Origin of the sequence: Methylobacter marinus A45 (assembly GCF_000383855.1) — a bacterium.
Classification (GTDB): domain Bacteria; phylum Pseudomonadota; class Gammaproteobacteria; order Methylococcales; family Methylomonadaceae; genus Methylobacter; species Methylobacter marinus.
The window spans coordinates 2,648,429-2,666,621 of sequence record NZ_KB912877.1; the positions used below are offsets into that span (position 1 = coordinate 2,648,429).

An 18,193-nucleotide genomic window follows, 5' to 3' on the forward strand; every position below is an offset into this window, starting at 1 on the left:
CATACTATATAGACGCGTAGGTCGGGTTAGCGATAGCGTAACCCGACATCTACTCAAAATCTCTTGATCATCACAAGTGCCGCTCGCGCATGACCGAATCGCCGGCGGGCATTCTTTTTCGTAACGGTGCCGAGGCGAGGCGTTTTTTCTGTACCGCTTCCGCCGCGCGTTTGCCGGCCAGAAAGGCATGGTCGGAATTGTAGTATTCCCATTCACTGTACCGCCCCGCCAGCAGAATATCGTGTTGCGCCAGCCATTCCCGGATAATGGCCACGGCTTCGGTCCGGGCATGATCGTAAACGACATAGCCATAAGGAATGTCCACCTGGTTGGCGACGATGACCGGATCATCGTGCCGTATCATGCTCACGGCCATGCAATCCGCGATGCAGCGCCTGATCAGTTCGTCGCCATCGCAGGGCAGGGGTTTGTCGGGTGAATAGGTGATCTCGCAGGTGAGCCCGAAGCCGCCCGCGGGGTTGCAGTGAGGACTGGCGTTACCCTGAACGAAAATGCGGTGGAATACCGTCTCCTCGGGATAATAGATCCAGTGCTTCTCGGTCAGCGCTTCGCGGCCTATCCCCAAGTTGACGCAACGGACCGAGACATGGCGCAGGCGTTCCGCGGCGGCTTTGACGGGGCCGGGCGCTTCATCGCCGATGGCGCGGATCAGCAGGGGCAGCGGCAGGGTGCTGATCAGTTGGTCATAGATGACGGTGCGGCCATTGCCGAAAGTCACAGTCTTGCGCGCGGGCGATACCGCGACGGCTTCGGTATTCAACAGGATTTTGCCTTTAATATGCGGCAGAAAGCCTTCCATGAGCGCCTGGAAACCGCCGCGCAACGGATAGCCGAAGCGGGCATTGGGGCCCATCGGCTTGGCGACCGGCCGCAGCGCGCCTTCGATCATTTCTTCCAGGTTCGGCAGCGGTACCCGGCCGCCCAGCCAGGAGGTTTCCATTTCCTTGAGCGGCACGGCCCAGAGCTTGCGGTTGTAGGGAATGGCAAAATGCTTGGCGATGCCGGCGCCCCAGGTTTGATAGATGAAATCCTCGAAATTTTGCGCGGCAGGCTGGGACGGCTTCAGGCCGGGCGCGAAGGCCAGCGGCGCTGTCGCTTCCTGGATGCCGTCCGCGCAACAGTCGTTGAGCAGAGTCGGCTTGCATAACGAAACCTGTCTGGAAGCCGTATCGGCCGCACCGGTATCGGATTTGCCGAACCGGGCCTCGACGGCGCCGACGATGCATTCCTTGATGACATCGACTGGCAGGCCGTAAAGCGCGCCCTGGAACGGATAGCGCGTATAGACGTTTTTACTGTATATCCAGGCTTCCCGATCCTGCCAGTGCACGTTGTCGCCGAGCAGCATATCGTAAAGCGCCAGTACCGTGTCGTCGTTGGAAAACATGATGTGGCCGGCATGGTCGAAGGTAAAGCCGGCTTCATTGATGGAGCGGCAGCAGCCGCCGACATGGTCGTTTTTTTCCACCAGCAGCGTATTCTCAGGCAGGTAATGGGCGGCCGCAAGCCCTGTCGGCCCGGCACCGAGAATCACGCTGTCGAAATGATGGGGCAAGGGCGCGTTCCGGGAGGGGCGATAGCCTGTCAGCATCAGGCGCGCGGTCTCATTCAATCCCTGCAGGCAGGCCGCCTCGAGATGGCCGGCGACAACGTCGGTGGTTTGGTCCCAGGATGTCGAGGCCAGCACTTCATGATAACCCGTCAGTCGTTCCTGGCGGCGTTCCGGGCTTTCGTTGAGCGCCGCCTCGCAAGCGGCTATGAAGGCCTCGGCGTCCGCTGCGATATGGACCAGGTGACCGTATGGTTCCTCCACGTCCTTGATTGGCGTGCTGATGATGGGAAGATCCGCCGCCATGTATTCCAGGGTTTTGGTCGGACTGATATAACGGGTTGCGTCGTTCAGCGCGAAAGGCAGCAGGCAGGCATCCCAGCCGGCCAGGAAATGCGGCAGTTGCTCATAGGGCTGTTGGCCGAAATAATGGATATTGGGGCGTTGCGGCAACCAGCTCTCGGGGATTTTGACCAACGGGCCGACCATGACGATTTGCCATTCGGGGTGGCTGTCGGCGAGTGCGCCGAGCAGGCCGAGATCGAGGCGTTCATCAATGACGCCGAAAAAACCCAGGCGCGGGCTGCCAAGGTCCTGCTGATCCGGATGGGCAATGGCGCGATCGAGCGCGCGGGAAAAATGGCTGGCATCAACGCTGCTCGGCAGACAGTAGACGGCAGGGTGCTTGTCGCGCCGCGCATGGTAGAGGCTGATGCCGCCCGTGAACACGACATTGGCCGCTTTCAGCAATGCGTGCTCGCGCTGTACCAGTTGGCGCGGTGCTTGCAGAAAGCCGGTCAATTCATCCATACAGTCATAAGCGATGGCTTTAGGCCGCAACTGGTTGATCAAAGGCAGCGCCATGGGCGTATACAGCCAGGCGATATAGTCCTCGATGTTTAGTTCATCAATCAGATCCGGCAGCAGGCTGTTTATCGTAGCGAGCTGGTCATCATGAAAACCGGGCGATGATATCGGCGTGTGCGGCTGGACGACCCGCACGTTCGGCGCCGCCTCGTAGTGCACGCAGTGTGCCTTGCCGTCATGGAAAACAGGTTCTTCCAGAAAGACAATCCGATAGCGTTGGGCAAGCCGGGTCATGAGCTGCTGCGGGCGCTGAAACACAAAATTCCAGCGCAGATGAGAAAAAACGATAATCGTTGACATGGTGTCTCCTAATGTTTTTGATAGAAGATAGGCTGATCTTGATGGGGCTGGAAGGTTTGGTAATAAGGGGTTTTCGCCAGTCTCCACTGGGCTTCGACCAGGCTTTTGGCATAGCGCTTGTCCATGACGCGCACGAGGTTGCCCTGGGGATCGGGGTGTATATCCCATAAGCCGCTTCGATGCCAGTGATCGAGATTCTCCCAGCCGTGCCTGTCCAGTATCGGATAAAGGCAGATGCCTTGCAGGACCACGCCCTCCTGAGCGGCCTGTATGACTTCCTCGGTAATGTCGGCTATCCACTCGCCGCGGCCGGAACCGACATGGCTGGTTTCGGCGATGACCAGCGGCCGGCCGTGACCGTAACGCTGGTTGATTTCCGCGAGCATGTCCTTGAACGGCTTGCGGCGCGGGTCCTTAAGATGCCAGAACAGGGTGTTGAAGGTTTCCCACTCCCACTGATTGCTGTGGTAGTAGTTGACGCCGATGATGTCGAGATACTTGGACGCGCCGCCCAGCTCCGGTTCTATCGCACCGGCCAGCATGTCCCAGGCCTGGTATTGCGACAGGCGCACATGCTCAGCCACTTCCGCCAGTTCCGGGTGTCCCTCGGGCGCGATCACATGAATGAGCGGGTCCACATGCAGAAAACGGGCGCGTGGGTCGACTTTCCAGATTGCCTCCATGCCCGCGATCGCGGCGCGCACGAGCTGGCGTTTGAATTCCACGCTGCGCTCGCGCAGGTGCGGGCCGTATGGGTGGATCAAGGTCGTCTCGCAGGTGGCATAAGCCAGGAACGAGATTTCGTTGATCGGCGTGTAGACAGGTTCGCTCTTGCTGAAAGGGGCCAGGAACTCCGCCGCCGCCGCTGCATAGCGGGCGTAACGCTCGATAAATCCGGCCGAGAAAATATCGATATCGCGCGGCCAGCCATAATGGCAAAGCGTCCACAGGATCTGCAGGTCGAATTCCTGCGCGGCCTCGATCAAGGGCTCCAGAAAGCTGAAATCGTAGTGATTGGGGGTCGGCTCCGCCATGCGCCAGCCGATGCTCTCGCGAATGGTGCGGATACCGAAAGGCTGCAAATGCAGATAGTCCTCGCGCACGCGCATCCTGTGCTGGTTGCTATCGTTCATATCCAGCGGATGTCCGGTGCTGTTGACGTGATCCGCGCCCTCGTAACCCCCCTGCCAAAAACTGTAAAACAGGTTTTCGTTCGCATTCATGAGGCGACGGCCTCATCCTGGCCGTTTTGCGGCCTGGGTACGATGGATCCGGGTCGGGAAGGCGTAACATGAAGTGCTGGCGGATTTATCGATGTGGAATGCATTTTGATTGTTGCCCGGTGAGGAAAAGAGGCGCTGCATTCCTGGCTATTCTTAATGATATTCATGGTTATCGTCCCTCTTTAAAGATGCAAACTGAGTGTATTTCTGAGCGTAATTTCATGTCATGATGCTGCCGCATAAGATGAAATTTAGGATCTCTGTCCGCCAACGTCTGTGCGCTGCCGAACACATAGGCTTTGAGCATGAGTTCGGTATTGTTGCCATGAACGCCTATACTTGCTCATGCTCATCCTTGGATTGAGCGCTATGATTAAACAATGCCGGTAATTGATTGCCGGAGCAGATCTATAAACGGAGTAGTTGATGACTGATTCACAAAAATGGCTGATGTTTACCTTCATCGTGTTTGCCGCCTGGCTGGTTTATTTACTGGCGCCTGTGTTAATGCCGTTTGCTTTTGCGGCGATGCTGGCTTACCTGGGCGATCCGCTGGCCGATAAGCTCGAAACCTACCGTTTATCGAGAATTACCGCGGTCATCGTCGTGTTTTCGGTCATGAGTCTGGTTTTGTTTCTGGTTTTGCTGCTGTTGGTTCCGCAGCTGGAATATCAGGTCGGGCGTCTGGTCAACAATCTGCCGGCTTATGCCGCCTGGCTGAATCAGGACGTCATTCCCTGGGCGCAGCGGCAGCTAGGCCTGGACATCAAGCCGGTAGCCATCGACGAGCTGATCGATGTGTTCAAAAACCACTGGCAGAAAGCCGGGGGCATCGCCGCGAATGTCATGCGATCGTTGTCGCGGTCAGGCGCCGTGATCGCGGAATGGCTCATGAATTTACTGCTGGTCCCGGTGGTGACGTTTTACCTGTTGCGCGACTGGGACAAGCTGGTCGCCGGTATTTACGATCTGCTGCCGCGCCGCATCGCGCCGACGGCGGCCAAACTGGCCGACGAAGTCAACTCGGTTCTGGCGGCGTTTGTGCGCGGCCAGTTTTATGTCATGCTGGGGTTGGGGGTTGTTTACAGCATTGGCCTGTCCATCATAGGGCTGGATCTGGCTTTATTGATCGGCATGATGGCGGGCTTGATCAGCTTCGTGCCGTATCTGGGCGCCATCGTCGGCATCGTCATGGCCTGTGCGGCGGCCCTGGTGCAATTTCACGATGCGCTGTATCTGATTCCCGTCGCTGTTGTGTTTATGGTCGGCCAGTCCCTGGAAAGCATGTTGCTGACGCCGCTGCTGGTCGGCGATAAGATCGGCCTGCACCCGGTGGCCGTTATCTTCGCGGTTTTGGCCGGTGGGCAGTTGTTCGGTTTTCTGGGCATCCTGCTGGCCTTGCCGGTGGCGTCGGTGGTCATGGTGCTGTTGCGGCATATGCATGAAAGTTATCGGGATAGCGCTTTTTACAGCCAACGGTAAGGCGATGAAAATAGTTAAATACGCCGGTATTGTTTTGTTCGCAGGGTGTTTTTTCGGGCAGGCCGGTGTTGCCGGCGATGTAAAACGTGAGGCGGATTTCGCCGATGACATAACCCGGATGCTGACGATGGGCGAGGCCATTCGCCTGGAAGCGCGGGGCCGGCAATTTTTGAGCCTTTATGCGGACACGGAAAGGGCGGATGACAAGGGCGCGGCCCTTATTCTGCACGATATCGGCGGCCATCCGGACCAAAAGCCGCTGATTAACGCCTTGAGAACCGTCTTGCCCGCGCATCACTGGGCTACGTTGGCGCTGCAGATGCCGCTCAGGGAACGCGGCGCAGCAATGAGCGAATATGACGGCCTGTTTCCGGAAGCACGGGCCCGGATTCAGGCCGGTATCGATTACCTGAAAGAGCGCGGCGCCGAAAGCATCGTCGTGGTCGGTTACGGTTTGGGTGGTTTGATGGCCGCCTATGCGCTTAGCGAGGGGGCGGCCGACATCGAGGCGCTGGTCACGATCAGTCTGCCGGTGCCCGAGACCGGCATGAAAACCGCGCAAACGCTGGAATTCATCCGCAAGATCAAGAAGCCGATGCTGGATATCTACGGAGCGCTGGATGTGCCGGAGGTAACAAAGAGCGCCAGGGAGCGCCGCCTGGCCGCGAAGGCCAATAGCAGTTATCGGCAGGTCAGGATTGAGGACGAAGGCCATCGGTATCCGCACGATGAAGGGTTGGTCGTCAAACGGGTCTACAGCTGGCTGAGCGGCGTTTCCGGCCGAACACCCGCGGGACGCAAGTGAATCCGGCTTTTCAGGAACCGCGATAATCGGGTTTTTGGACAGGGCGGCCGGCTGCCGCCCTCCGCAATCTTAGGAACGTGAATTTTATAACTCCCGCAATTGACTCGTCTTTCTGTCCCTCTTCGGCGTTGCCTACAGGGATGTAGGCAAGGGGCGTGAGCAGGAGCGGAAGCTTTGCGCAAACAGTTACATAGCTTGCTATGCGCCTGTTTGCGCGCCTCGGCAACTGCTCCATGCGTCGCCTAAAGCGCCTACTGTTGGTGCTCTACCTCCTGCATCCATGCAGTCGTTGAACAGGAACAGAAATCCTGCCTCAATCGCGGGTCTTATTTCATTCCCGTTCCTTAGCGATAGACCACTGCAGGTTTGCCCTCGGCCGGCACCAGTTCGCCGACGGCGAACACGGTTTCGCCCAGGCTCGCCAGCGTTTCCAGCGTGGCTTGTTCATCCTCGGCGGCGACGCAGACGATCATGCCGATGCCGCAGTTGAAAGTGGTCAGCATATCGGCTTGCGAGACATTGCCCTGGCGCTGCAGCCATTGGAAGATGTCCGGAAACTGCCAGGCGGACAGGTCGATCCGCGCATTTATTCCTTCCGGCAGTACGCGCGGCAGGTTTTCGGTCAGGCCGCCGCCGGTAATGTGCGCGAGCGCATGGACATCAATCTTGTCCAGCAGCGCCAGCAGCGATTTGACATAGATGCGCGTCGGTTCCAGCAAGGCGGCGCCTAGCGGAATGCCATGGAAATCATCGGTCAGCGAGGCCTGGCTGTGTTCGATGATTTTGCGGATCAGCGAATAGCCGTTGGAGTGCGGGCCGGACGAGGCGATGCCGATCAGTTTGTCGCCGGCTTTGACCTTGCTGCCGTCCAGCACCTTGCTTTTCTCGACGATGCCGACGCAAAAGCCGGCCAGGTCGTATTCGCCGTCGGCATACATGCCGGGCATTTCAGCCGTTTCGCCGCCGACCAGCGCCGCGCCGGCCAGCTCGCAGCCCTTGCCGATGCCTTCAATGACCGCGGCGGCGCTGTCCACATCGAGTTTGCCGGTCGCGAAATAATCGAGGAAGAACAGCGGCTCCGCGCCCTGGACGATAATGTCGTTGACGCACATGGCCACCAGGTCGATGCCGACCGTGTTATGGATGCCGGACTCGATGGCCAGCTTCAGCTTGGTGCCGACGCCGTCGGTGCCGGAAACCAGGATCGGGTTTTTATAACGGTCCAGCGGCAGTTCGAACATCGAGCCGAATCCGCCCAGACCCGCCATTACGCCCGCCGTGCGGGTTCTGGCGGCAATAGGCTTGATGCGTTCAACTAATGCATTGCCGGCCTCAATATCGACGCCGGCGCTTTTATAATTCAAGCTGTCTTGATTTTGTTCGCTCAATGTGATGTTCTCTTGCTAATAATGTGTTGGTTGGATGGCCGCTATTGTACTAAACATCATCGCGTTTGTGCGAAGGATAAAAGCGGCATCCTGCATTATTTCAAATCGTCGATCAGCGATAAATACGCATGAGGGCGATAGCACAACTGCCGGTAAACTGGCATAACATAGTCGCCGGAACCGACCGGCAAAATACGCAATCCAGTTGAATTTCAATAAAAAAATAATTAAAGTGAAGGCGGGTGATTACTATACAAACAATGCCCCCTGTTGAGGAAGATATATGAAGATAAAAAAACCATTAAACGCCGCGTTGTTCATGGCCGCGGTTCTTTTTAACGGCGCGGCGCTCGCTTACAGCAGCGAGGGCGAAACAGAAGTGATCTGTAAAAAACCCAAGTTCATGAATTTTAATCTCCCTATCTATAAAGCGCCTGAGCGGGTTGAAGTCGCGCCTGAGTCGGAATTGTCGTTTATGATATCGCCGTGGTCAGACCCTAATACGCTTAAACTGACGGCCAAGAACCAGGAAATTCCGTTTACCGTCGAAAGCAACTCCAGCTTTCATCGCATCAGGGCCAAACTGCCCGCGGCGTTTAACGGCAATTACGTCAGAATCAATGCGCACGTAAAGGCGGTGCTGGGCTGCGACGACCAGACCGGCTGGCTGATCAAAGTGGCCGAGCAATAAAGAACGGACAGGACGGGCGGCCGGCGGGCCGCCTGATCGGCCATCGAAGCTTTACGACCCGGCGCTTAGGATTTGGCTAAAAATGACTTCCTGAAATCAGCATCCCGCATGGGATGTGCCGTTCAGAAGCAGGCGCTTCAGGCGGCACAGTGAAGCGCATCGCTCGCGAACGATACCCTAAAGGGCACAAGTGCGCCTCCTGGCGTCGGCACATTCTATGTTTAAACAGGGACATTATTGACGAGCAAAGCCTTAATAAGGCACCTTGAGATTGCTGGTCATCCAGATGTCAAACGGCTGCCGGGCGGTGGGCAGGTTTAAATGCAGCATGGCAATGCTGCGTTCAGACGGCGGCACGGCAATCTGGTCATAGATAAAGCTGTCGTCAAAATTGGCGGCGGCGGCTTCTTGGCGCGTACAGCCGAAATAAACTTTTTCCATTCTGGCCCAGTAAATGGCGCCCAGACACATGGGGCAGGGCTCGCAACTGGTATACAGGATGCAGCCGCGCAGCTGAAAATCATTCAGTTTCTCGCAGGCCATGCGGATGGCCATGATTTCCGCGTGTGCCGTAGGGTCCATCGTGCGGGTGACGCCGTTGGCGCTGGCGGCAATGACCTGATCGTCTTTAACCACGACCGCGCCATAAGGGCCGCCCTGGCCGGTGATGGCGTTGTTGACGGCCAGATCGATGGCTTGCTGTAAAAATTCCTCATGCATCTACAGGCCCAAAGGGTTCCCAGGGTCGATGCCGTCCATAAAGGGCAGGCGCCTGTCCTGGTTGGTTAGTTGATAGATTTTCCCGAGCCAGTTATTGAACACGGCCTTGGCCGTATCGCGCCAGGTATTATCGATATGCTCCAGAACCAGGGCTTCAGGAAAGACATCCAGTGTCCGGCCGGCTTTTCTGGCGGACCTGACGTGCTGTTCATAATCGGTAAACACCTGCCGGGTGTAAGTATTGAAATAGTTTTCGGGAAAGGGCGGGTATTCATCGATTTCGGCCCGGTAAAAACGCATGACTTCCCGCTTGTATTCTTTTAGCAGACTGATGTCGTCGTATTCGGGATGTCCCTGGAAGTAAACAATGCGAAAGCCGTCCGGGCTGACGGCCAGGTGCGCGCCCGCTTCCTCGCTGACGACCAGGACCTTGAGTCCGTGCCGTTCCATGTCGCTTTGGAATATTTCGTTGAAGCGGGAATGGGGCACATCAAAGCGCGTATTGATTTCCGCCACCAGAGGATGTTTGCGGTCCGTGACCTTATGGGCAAAGACGCCCCAGCGTTTTGCCGGCAGGCGCGTGCGTTCGATGCCGTAACAGTATTGAATCAGGGCATGGGTGGCGAGACAGGAGCAAAGCACCGAGGTCACGTTTTCCTTGGCCCAGGAAAAAACTTCCGTCAGCGGTTGCCAGAAGTCTTCTTCGGGCAATCTCGGATGGCTGACGTTAGCGCCGCTGATAATCAGTGCATCGAGGCCGTCCTGCTTGATTTTTTCAAACGGTTCGTAGTATTTGTCGATATGGGCCTGCGCCTCGGGACCTCTCGGCAGGCCGTCGATGGTAAAAGGGTGGACATGGAATTGCGTGATTTGATTGCAGGCGCCGACCAGCCGGAAAAACTGCCGTTCAGTGGCTTCCAGCGCGGCGTCCGGCATCATATTGAGCAGGCCGATATGCATTTCCCGGATGTCCTGCTGGCTGGCGCGATCCGGCGCCAGGATTTCCTCGCCTTCTTCGCGAAGACGCTGGAAAGTCGGTAAGTCAGAATGAGCGACTAATGGCATAATTTTTCTTCATTAATTGGATTGCTGTTTGGCAATCGCATCGGCAATCAGCCGGATGAAGTCGTCTTCGTTTTTCACTTCGGCGACATCACGCGCATCCACGGTATAGCCATACTGTTCGGCAATAGCTTCGTAGCGGGGCAACCGGGACTTGAACAGTTCCGGGAAAACCCAGGTGACAAATTCATCCGGCGGTATAATGTTGGGATCGGAGTAGCCTTTCAGCGACATGAACTCGGACAGTTTTTCGTCCAGAAATGCTTCCCGATAATAGAGCGGCTTGGGATCGGTTTTGGCCCGTTCAATAATAGTTTGTTCCATGGCCGGCGGGATTTTGATGTAAACGATCAAGGTATGCCTGGCCAGGGTTTCGAGTACTTCCTGGCTGTCCAGTTCGCAAACGCTGCCCCCGGCGTCATTGATAAAGTTTTTATAACCGTAGATGTCCTCGGCCTTGTGGATAAATTCAGGCACGTCTTTCATGGCGGCGATTTCAGCCTGATGATGCAGCTTTTGCCGGCGCTTGAATTCCCGCAGGGATAATCCGCCCTGTTCGGGATTGCCGAGCTTGCCGAGAAAAGTCGATACCGGCGCGAGATTATCCACGGTTATCTTGTTGCAGATATAAATGGAATCGGACAGCAGCAACTCGCGCAGAAACGGCACATTCATGGCCTGGCGCTTGATATTATCAAGAATCGGCTCTTCCAGATATTTTGTGCCTATCCGATAGTCGCCGGAATAGTGGAACCATTTGGACTTCGGCAACTTATTGGCTAATGTGGTTTTTCCCGCACCGGACATTGCCAGCAGGGTGATGCTTTTCGATTGCCAGTCCAGAAATTCCCGGGGACTCATTTTCATATGATAATTCCTAATTAATCCAGATAATCGTCAATATCCATACCGTCAGGGTTGCGTCGGTGATCGTCGGGATCCGAATAACCCAGGTCATCGTTCTCGAGATCATCGAAAGGCGCGCTCCAGTCCTCAGGGTCTTCGATATAATCGAAGGTTGAGCTATACCAGCTGTCATGGTCATATTCGCCGATATCGCCATTGTAGTATTGGACCTCAATCGAATCGTCGCTTTCCTCAATGGCAACTACCTTAAACATCAGATTGTTCTCGACGTCTTTATACCAGCTACCAATAATGGGGTCTGCTACTGTTGTCATGGTGTTACCTCAATGCTTGTTGGGACGTTACAAGAAAACAGCGGATATTATTAACAATGCCAGAGAAAATACCAAAATATTTTGTAGAGGTGATAAGCAATTTAATCTGTGTTGCCACGCGCTGTAACAGCGACGCTCAGGACTGGTTACAGAGAGCGGTCGATCAGTATTGATCAGGATATCCTTATTCGTAGGCGAAGCGCAAGTACAGGGCCGTGCGACGGAATTTGTCCGTACGCTTGCGGACTGGCTATCATGGGCAATGATAGTGGTGTTTTGAAGTCGGGTATGGCAGGCGGGCGGTGTTTCGCGCCGGGGCATCGTTTATAAAACAGGCAAAAAAAATGCGGCTTGTCGGCCGCATTAAGAAGGAGTAATTCTAAAGTCTCTAAAAAGAGATCGCATCTCAAGAATTGGGCTTATATTAGCGATAAACGCTAAAGGATAAAATGTGACGGATTGTCGCGTGTCAGATTGTCGCAGTTTGAGGTGAGTATGCTTCCCATGCGTGAACTCGACGGGACAGCTTGAGTTTACTGCAAATCCTTAAAATCATGCCGGACGGCTTCGATTTCAGCCCGATATTTTTCGGCGCTGCCATAACTGATGAACTTCTGGTAACGGCTGTGCAGGCTTTTGATGCGCCGGGCGTGTTTAATAGGGCACCAGAACTGTTCAGTGCGTGCGGCTATTTCCTGCAAATAGGCAAACAGTCCGTTAACGTAACTGCAGTAGGCGCAATTGATTTTTTCCACCATATTCAAATAGTTGAGGTATTGCCTGTCAAAGACGATATAGTCTTGCCGTTTAACTTTCGGGATGCCGTATAGAGGAAAACACACCCAATGGTAGATGCTGACGGTCACATCCAGCAGTATTACCGGGATGATGCAGCTCCAGATCAGGGGCGCGCTGAGGATGTGTTTAAGCGGGGCATCGCTTATATAGCTGAGCAAGCGTTTGGCATATTCCTTGTGCCGGATAATGACATTTTTTTCAAAATAAACGCGACGTTTTCTGATTTCGTATGAAAATTCTTCCTGTTGTTTTTGTAATTCCTCAACCAGTTCATTTTCCAGGTCTTTAATTTTGTCCAGTAGAATTTCAAGTTGGGTAGCCATAATGTATGCCTTATAAAAAATGACGAGTGATCGAGCATGATGGAAATTGGCCTAAGCTGTCCCAACGCAAATGCTATGGATTGACTGTCGAATGGAGTCTGGGAATTCGAATGCCGGTTTAATGCTTAAGGTCATCGCGCCGGTTTCGTTTGTAAGCTGGACATAAGGTGTCTCTGTTGTGGGCTGCGTTCTGCCGCATTTCGCAAAATATGACGAAGCTGTCAGCCGCTGTTCAGTTCTGGTATTTAACCATATTTCAAAAATGCATGACATTTACTTGATGTTTCCGGTCGGGTGAAGCCGGAAAAGCCCGGTCCGTTAGGGCACCATCGCGAATCTTCCGGTACCGATGCGTTATCGATACAGGCAAAAGTCACAGGATCGGCGATTGTCCATATCAAGTAAAAAAGGCGATTATCGAGGTCCTGTTAATAAAAATGAAATAACCCCGCGCTAACGGACAACAGCGTCCATTTCAGCCTCTACAGAAGTCAGCAAACTGGACAGCTTCAACGGATGCACGGGTTTGAGCAAATGATGGTCGAAGCCGGCGGATTTTGATTGTTCAAGGTCTTCAGGCTGGCCATAGCCGCTGATGGCGATCAGGAACGCCCGCCGCGTTTCAGGCAGCTTGCGCAACCGTTTGGCAACCTCGTAGCCATTGATATCGGGAAGGCCGATGTCCAGCAGGACAACCTGGGGCCGGAAAGTCTGTGCCATCTCTATTGCCTTCAATCCGCAATCGGCGGTATCGAGCTCGTGCCCTTGTATTTCCAGCAGCAGGGCAAGGCTTTCGGCGACATCGGCGTTGTCGTCCACCAGCAGAATACGCAGTTTGGCCGCTGCCGGAACGGGTTCTGATGGCTCGGGTTGGGGAATGGAAGGCGCATTGAATAGCGGCAGGCGCAGTGTGAATTCGCTGCCTTGCTGATTGCCCGCGCTGGAGGCGCTGATCGTTCCGCCATGCATTTCGACCAGCCTGCGCGTCAGCGTAAGCCCAATGCCCAGGCCGCCTTGGGAGCGGGCCAGGGACGAGTCGGCCTGGGTGAACAGGTCAAAAATGTGAGGCAGTATCTCCGGCGCGATACCGGCCCCGTTATCCTGCACTTGAATGACCAGGTCCTCTGCTTCCTGCGTTACCGTCAGCATGATCTTGCCGCCTATATCGGTGTATTTGGCGGCGTTGTTCAGCAGGTTGGACAGCGCCTGGGTCAAGCGGACGCGGTCGCCTTCGACCCACATCGGTGTGTCGGGACGCGACGTGAGCAGTTCCTGTTGGCGCAATTGAATCATTGGATAGCTGGTCTCTATGGCGCTATCGATAATCTCGTTGAAGTCAACATGATCAATTTTAAGCGTGATTTTGTCCTGCATGATGCGCGCGACATCCAGCAAGTCATCGAGCAGCAGCGCCATATGGCCGACTTGCCGGTCAATCACTTTGAGGCACCAGTCCAGGGTTGGGCTGGTTGAGCTCTGGGTTTTCAAGACTTGTACGGCATTGCGGATGGGCGCCAATGGATTTCGAAGTTCGTGTCCCAACATGGCCAAAAATTCGTTTTTCCGGCAATCCGCCTGCTGCAGGGCGATCTCCGTTTGCTTGCGTTCGGTTATGTCGTGGACCGTGATAATAAAGCAGCTGGGCTGATCGTTGCTGATTTCACTGATGCCAAGATCGACAGGAAACCACGCCCCGTCTTTTTTCAAGCCCTCCAGTTCGCATCTGAGGCCGCTGAACCGGCTTTTGCCGCCGTCCTGGCAGTGGGACAGCCGGCTTTTATATGCCCGCCAATCGAGTTTGGGTATTAATTTGCTGATGACGGTTCCGGACAATTCCTCAGTGGAAAAGCCGAAAATATGCTCAATGGCGGTATTGGTCGATTCGATCAGACCCTGTTCGTCAATCTTGATAATGCCGTCGAGTACGTTATCGAAAATGGCGCGTAAATTCGCTTCGCTTTTGCTCAACAGGGCTTCTGTTTCCTTTAAATGATTGATGTCAGTGAGCGCCAGCCTGAAATCATGCCCTTCCGGGGCTGTTTGAAACAGGCCGTCCAGTTTGACCCATAAATACTGGCCGTTGCTCCTGCACAAGCGTAATTCGCAGCTTTGCGCACGTTTATGGTTTAACAGGGCTTGACGATAGAAATATAAGACATCCTGATCGGCATCCAGCACAAAATCAGAAAAGGGTTTGGTAATAATGGCCTGTTTGTCGCTGCCGAACATGCCGGCCGCCGTCATGCTGGCTTTAAGAATGATGCCATTACTGTCCAGGGTGAGGTAACCGACCGGGGAAAAGTTATAAAAATCAAGATATTCCTGGTTGGTGTCCTGGAGTTGCCTTTGAGCTTTAAGCAGTTCATCGTTTTGTAATTCCAATTCGATGCGATGCATGTCGAGTTCATGCAGCAGGTCGCGGAATTCAGCCAGGGAATAAGAAGCCGACGATGAATGAGGCGCGACTAATAATTCTTCGGCCCGCTTCCTGAGTGCGTAGAATTTATCCGGTTTGCTTATCATGGAGGTCAAGCTTAGTGCGTCGATAGTTTTTGTTAGAATTTGGCTAAAAATGACTGCCTGAAATTATAATCCTGCACAGGATGTGCCGGCCAAAAGCAGGCGCTCCAGGCGGCGCAGTGAAGCGCATCGCTCGCGAATGATGCGCCTCCTGCCGCCGGCATATCCTATGTTTAAACAGGAACATTATTTGCGACCCAATCCTTAACGCAACCGCGGCAGCACCACAATCACGTTGTCGTAGTTTAATTGTCCTTCATCGCGAGGAACCACCCATTCAAAGTTTAAAATCAATGGCTTCCCCTGCAGGTCTTCGCAATGGCATTCAAAGCTGATTTTGTCCTTCCGGTCCCAGATGGCCTGTATTTGCGCTATAAAGGGTTGGGGCCCGTGCCGGGTTAGTAATGCCTGGATATTTAATGCCAGCTTTTCCTTGTCATCTGCTTTGAATAATAGCATGGCCGCATTATTGATGTGGCAAATATGCATCTTTTTTAACAGTGCTTCCAGCTTGCGCGGATGCTTATGCAGGTAGGCCTCGAGATCTGTGACGCCTTGATGCCGAAGTTCCTGCAAAGCAAGGTTTATGGCGGAAAAATCGATTTCCCACATCGGCACGGGGCAGAATTCGATCATGCGCTTATAGTGCCTTTCATTGTTTATGAGGGCCTGTTCGGCCTCTTTCCTAAGCGTGATGTCTTCAAAGGTGATGACGACGCCATCGATGATATTGTTAGTGGTGCGGTAGGGCAGGATGCGGGTATAAAAGCAGCGGCCCCGGTCATCATAGATTTCCGATTCATGCTTATCGAGCGTTTTCAAAACTTCACCGGCAAGGGCCGTTAAATTCGGATTTTGTAGCGATGAGGAGAAATGAGCAATCGGACGCCCGGTATCGGTTGCTTCCAGATTGATGAGCTCTCTCACTTTAGGGGTAAAACGGCGGATACGGAGCCGGGTGTCCAGAAAAAGCGTGGCGATCTGGGTGCTGTCAAACAGGTTTTTCATGTCGTCATTGGCGGACTGCAATTCATCGATCCGGCTTTGCAGTTCCGCATTGACCGTCACGGTCTCTTCATTCAATGATTGCAGTTCTTCTTTCGAGGTTTCCAGTTCCTCATTGGTGCTTTGCAATTCCTCGTTAGCGGATTGGAGTTCTTCATTGGAGGTTTCCAACTCTTCTATCGTCGTTTGCAGGTGTTCCTTGGTGAAATGCAATTGCTGCCGCAGGCTCTCGATCGCTTTTTTCGTGGTCGGTGGGGACGGCGTATTTTTCTGTTTCAACGGCGCTTCCGGCCGTGCATCTTCAAACGTCACCATCATCAGGCCCGGAACGGAAGCATGTTCCAGAATGGGGCTGACAGTGATATCCACACCGACGTGGCCGAGGTCCTGCTGGAGAAGGCGGGTTTTTTTCCGCACTTTCTGGCGGGTATGGGCCGCCCGGTGAATTGCCGAGAGCAGGTCGGCTTTTAATCCGTGGCGCGCCATTTCCATGATATTGACGCTGATTTTTCCTTGCGCGGGCTCCAGATATTTGCCCAGTTTGCCATGGACGTAGATGAGATTGTTATGGTGGTCGATGATCGCGCAGGGAGGCACTGAACTATGCCTGAGAATGGCTTCAACCAATTGGATGATGCTCAATTCTTCCGCTTTTTGAACGACACTGGGCATTTTTTCAGACTCATCGGTGACGACAGGCGCCGCCGCTCCCCGGGGAGGCAAGGCCCGGGGCAGGGTGTCGGTTGACTGAACACGACGAAAGATTTTCCATTTTTTATCCAGCACAGTGAAAAAATGATCGGATTGCCCGGTTGTTTCCGAAGGGCCCAGAAACATAATACCGTCTTCTTTTAAGCTGTAATGAAATGTCCGTAGTATTTTTTTTTGCAATTCCGGCTTGAAATAAATCAACAGATTCCGGCAACTGATGATATCCAGCCTGGTAAAAGGCGGGTCACTATGGACGTTCTGGGCGGCAAAGACCAGCATTTCCCGGATGGATTTTTGGATTCTGTAGCTATCGCCTTCCTTGATAAAGAAACGTTTGAGGCGCTCCGGACTCACATCGGCGGTGATACCGGGCGGGTAAAGTCCGCGCCTGGCCGTTTCAATCGCGGATTCATTAATATCGGTGCCGAAAATCTGCACATTGAGATGGTGCTTTAAGGTGTCCAGGCATTCTTGAATGATGATGGCAAGTGAATAGGCCTCTTCCCCCGTGCTGCAGCCGGGAACCCAGATGCGCAATGTATAAGCATGATGCTTTTGCTGAAGAAACTCCGGCAGAATCCTGGTCAGGAGCGTGTCATAGGCCTCGGGATCCCTGAAAAAACTGGTCACGCCAATGAACAATTCCCTGGTCAGCGATATAACTTCCTGCTCACTGGTATGCAAAAAAGCCACGTAATCGGCGATATGGGTAATTTGATGCAATTGCATGCGCCGTTCGATGCGCCGGAAAATGGTGTTTTTCTTATACAGCGAAAAATCGTGGCCGGTCTGATCGCGGATCAGAAAAAATATTTTTTGCAAAAAACCGTCAGTGTTTTCCTGTTGCTGAATAACGTGTGTCCTGGCGCTTCCGGGAAACTGGGTATATTGAACCAGATGCATGGGCATCTCGCCGGGCGGCAATATAAAATCACCCGTGCCGGTGTTTATGGCATTTTTCGGCATGCCGTTGTATTGGGCGGATGCTTCATTCTGCACTATCACCAGCCCGTTCGAGGCCTTTATTTCGGTCACCCCCAGACTGCCATCGGAGCCGGTGCCGGATAGAATGATGCCGATAGCTTTGTCGCCCTGATCCTGAGCGAGCGATCGGAAGAAAAGATCGATGGGTAAATGGCTGTAACGCGGGAATTCCCGTTCCGCCAGAAACAGCTTTTTAGCGGAAATAGTCAGGCTTTTATCGGGCGGGATAACGTAGACCCTGTTCGGTTCAACCGGCATGCCGTCTGTAATCTGGGCGACCTGCATCGTCGTGTGTTTTTGCAGCAGTTCAGACATCAGGCTGTTGTGGCTTGGATCCAGGTGCACGACTACGACAAAGGCAAGCCCCGCATCGGGAGGCATGGCATCGAAAAACTGTTGCAGCGCTTCCAGGCCGCCAGCCGAAGCGCCCATGCCCACAACATGGAACTCCGTGTTATTTAATGGGTTTTTTTTCACGGTATCAGTGTTTAATGCGTTGGAAAATACTAATAAAAGCCAGATTGTAGAGTGTAGCTGCAATCCGTGGTTTATGCCTGATCCGG

Annotated in this window: 13 protein-coding genes; 3 read left to right on the forward strand and 10 right to left on the reverse strand. The window is 54.0% G+C overall.

Annotated elements, in window-relative coordinates; all coding sequences use genetic code 11:
• Positions 1-70: 70 nt before the first annotated feature.
• Both METMA_RS24540 and METMA_RS27510 read right to left on the reverse strand, forming a co-directional pair.
• A complete protein-coding gene (locus METMA_RS24540) occupies positions 71-2,737 on the reverse strand; it encodes an NAD(P)-binding protein (RefSeq protein ID WP_051114347.1) in 2,667 nt (888 codons plus the stop codon).
• Between the two features lie 8 nt (positions 2,738-2,745).
• Positions 2,746-3,960, reverse strand: a complete 1,215-nt coding sequence (locus tag METMA_RS27510) for a beta-galactosidase (protein WP_027147286.1) — start codon at positions 3,958-3,960, stop codon at positions 2,746-2,748.
• 426 nt (positions 3,961-4,386) lie between these two features.
• Here METMA_RS27510 and METMA_RS0112480 point away from each other — a divergent pair, with 426 nt between their 5' ends.
• Together METMA_RS0112480 and METMA_RS24545 are read left to right on the forward strand one after the other, a co-directional pair.
• Positions 4,387-5,442 carry an AI-2E family transporter gene (locus tag METMA_RS0112480; RefSeq protein WP_020159429.1) on the forward strand — a complete coding sequence of 352 codons (1,056 nt, stop codon included), beginning with the start codon at positions 4,387-4,389 and terminating at the stop codon, positions 5,440-5,442.
• A gap of 4 nt (positions 5,443-5,446) precedes the next feature.
• Positions 5,447-6,247, forward strand: coding sequence for a DUF3530 family protein (locus tag METMA_RS24545; RefSeq protein WP_020159430.1), 801 nt, complete (start codon positions 5,447-5,449; stop codon positions 6,245-6,247).
• Positions 6,248-6,591: 344 nt separating this feature from the next.
• Here METMA_RS24545 and purM read toward each other — a convergent pair whose 3' ends face one another.
• Positions 6,592-7,635, reverse strand: coding sequence for a phosphoribosylformylglycinamidine cyclo-ligase (purM, locus tag METMA_RS0112495; RefSeq protein WP_020159432.1), 1,044 nt, complete (start codon positions 7,633-7,635; stop codon positions 6,592-6,594).
• 283 nt (positions 7,636-7,918) lie between these two features.
• On the opposite strand from purM, the gene METMA_RS0112500 reads away from it, so the two are divergent.
• Positions 7,919-8,326 carry a hypothetical protein gene (locus METMA_RS0112500; RefSeq protein WP_020159433.1) on the forward strand — a complete coding sequence of 136 codons (408 nt, stop codon included), beginning with the start codon at positions 7,919-7,921 and terminating at the stop codon, positions 8,324-8,326.
• A gap of 252 nt (positions 8,327-8,578) precedes the next feature.
• Here METMA_RS0112500 and METMA_RS0112505 read toward each other — a convergent pair whose 3' ends face one another.
• From METMA_RS0112505 to METMA_RS24555, 7 genes are all read right to left on the reverse strand, one after another.
• The gene (locus METMA_RS0112505) at positions 8,579-9,046 is read right to left on the reverse strand and encodes a nucleoside deaminase (RefSeq protein ID WP_020159434.1); all 468 of its coding nucleotides are present in this window, start codon (positions 9,044-9,046) and stop codon (positions 8,579-8,581) included.
• A complete protein-coding gene (gene metA, locus METMA_RS0112510; RefSeq protein ID WP_020159435.1) occupies positions 9,047-10,111 on the reverse strand; it encodes a homoserine O-succinyltransferase MetA in 1,065 nt (354 codons plus the stop codon).
• A 12-nt stretch (positions 10,112-10,123) separates the two neighbouring features.
• A complete protein-coding gene (locus tag METMA_RS0112515; protein ID WP_020159436.1) occupies positions 10,124-10,975 on the reverse strand; it encodes a P-loop NTPase family protein in 852 nt (283 codons plus the stop codon).
• A 14-nt stretch (positions 10,976-10,989) separates the two neighbouring features.
• Positions 10,990-11,289, reverse strand: a complete 300-nt coding sequence (locus METMA_RS0112520) for a DUF6763 family protein (protein ID WP_020159437.1) — start codon at positions 11,287-11,289, stop codon at positions 10,990-10,992.
• Between the two features lie 533 nt (positions 11,290-11,822).
• Positions 11,823-12,410: a hypothetical protein gene (locus METMA_RS0112525; RefSeq protein ID WP_020159438.1), complete on the reverse strand. Its 588-nt coding sequence runs from the start codon at positions 12,408-12,410 to the stop codon at positions 11,823-11,825.
• 453 nt (positions 12,411-12,863) lie between these two features.
• Complete coding sequence (locus METMA_RS24550) at positions 12,864-14,933, reverse strand: PAS domain-containing hybrid sensor histidine kinase/response regulator (protein WP_020159440.1); 2,070 nt, start codon at positions 14,931-14,933, stop codon at positions 12,864-12,866.
• Positions 14,934-15,134: 201 nt separating this feature from the next.
• Entirely contained in the window at positions 15,135-18,107 is a 2,973-nt protein-coding gene (locus METMA_RS24555) for a chemotaxis protein CheB (protein WP_156830494.1), read from the reverse strand.
• Positions 18,108-18,193: the final 86 nt, after the last annotated feature.

What these genes read in the sequence shown, in the direction of transcription:
- metA (WP_020159435.1), bottom strand. Translation starts at nt 10,111, where the DNA reads ATGCCATTAGTCGCTCATTCTGACTTACCGACTTTCCAGCGTCTTCGC.
- METMA_RS0112520 (WP_020159437.1), bottom strand. Translation starts at nt 11,289, where the DNA reads ATGACAACAGTAGCAGACCCCATTATTGGTAGCTGGTATAAAGACGTC.
- METMA_RS0112480 (WP_020159429.1), top strand. Translation starts at nt 4,387, where the DNA reads ATGACTGATTCACAAAAATGGCTGATGTTTACCTTCATCGTGTTTGCC.
- METMA_RS0112500 (WP_020159433.1), top strand. Translation starts at nt 7,919, where the DNA reads ATGAAGATAAAAAAACCATTAAACGCCGCGTTGTTCATGGCCGCGGTT.
- METMA_RS0112525 (WP_020159438.1), bottom strand. Translation starts at nt 12,410, where the DNA reads ATGGCTACCCAACTTGAAATTCTACTGGACAAAATTAAAGACCTGGAA.
- METMA_RS0112515 (WP_020159436.1), bottom strand. Translation starts at nt 10,975, where the DNA reads ATGAAAATGAGTCCCCGGGAATTTCTGGACTGGCAATCGAAAAGCATC.
- METMA_RS24540 (WP_051114347.1), bottom strand. Translation starts at nt 2,737, where the DNA reads ATGTCAACGATTATCGTTTTTTCTCATCTGCGCTGGAATTTTGTGTTT.
- METMA_RS24545 (WP_020159430.1), top strand. Translation starts at nt 5,447, where the DNA reads ATGAAAATAGTTAAATACGCCGGTATTGTTTTGTTCGCAGGGTGTTTT.
- METMA_RS27510 (WP_027147286.1), bottom strand. Translation starts at nt 3,960, where the DNA reads ATGAATGCGAACGAAAACCTGTTTTACAGTTTTTGGCAGGGGGGTTAC.
- METMA_RS0112505 (WP_020159434.1), bottom strand. Translation starts at nt 9,046, where the DNA reads ATGCATGAGGAATTTTTACAGCAAGCCATCGATCTGGCCGTCAACAAC.
- METMA_RS24550 (WP_020159440.1), bottom strand. Translation starts at nt 14,933, where the DNA reads ATGATAAGCAAACCGGATAAATTCTACGCACTCAGGAAGCGGGCCGAA.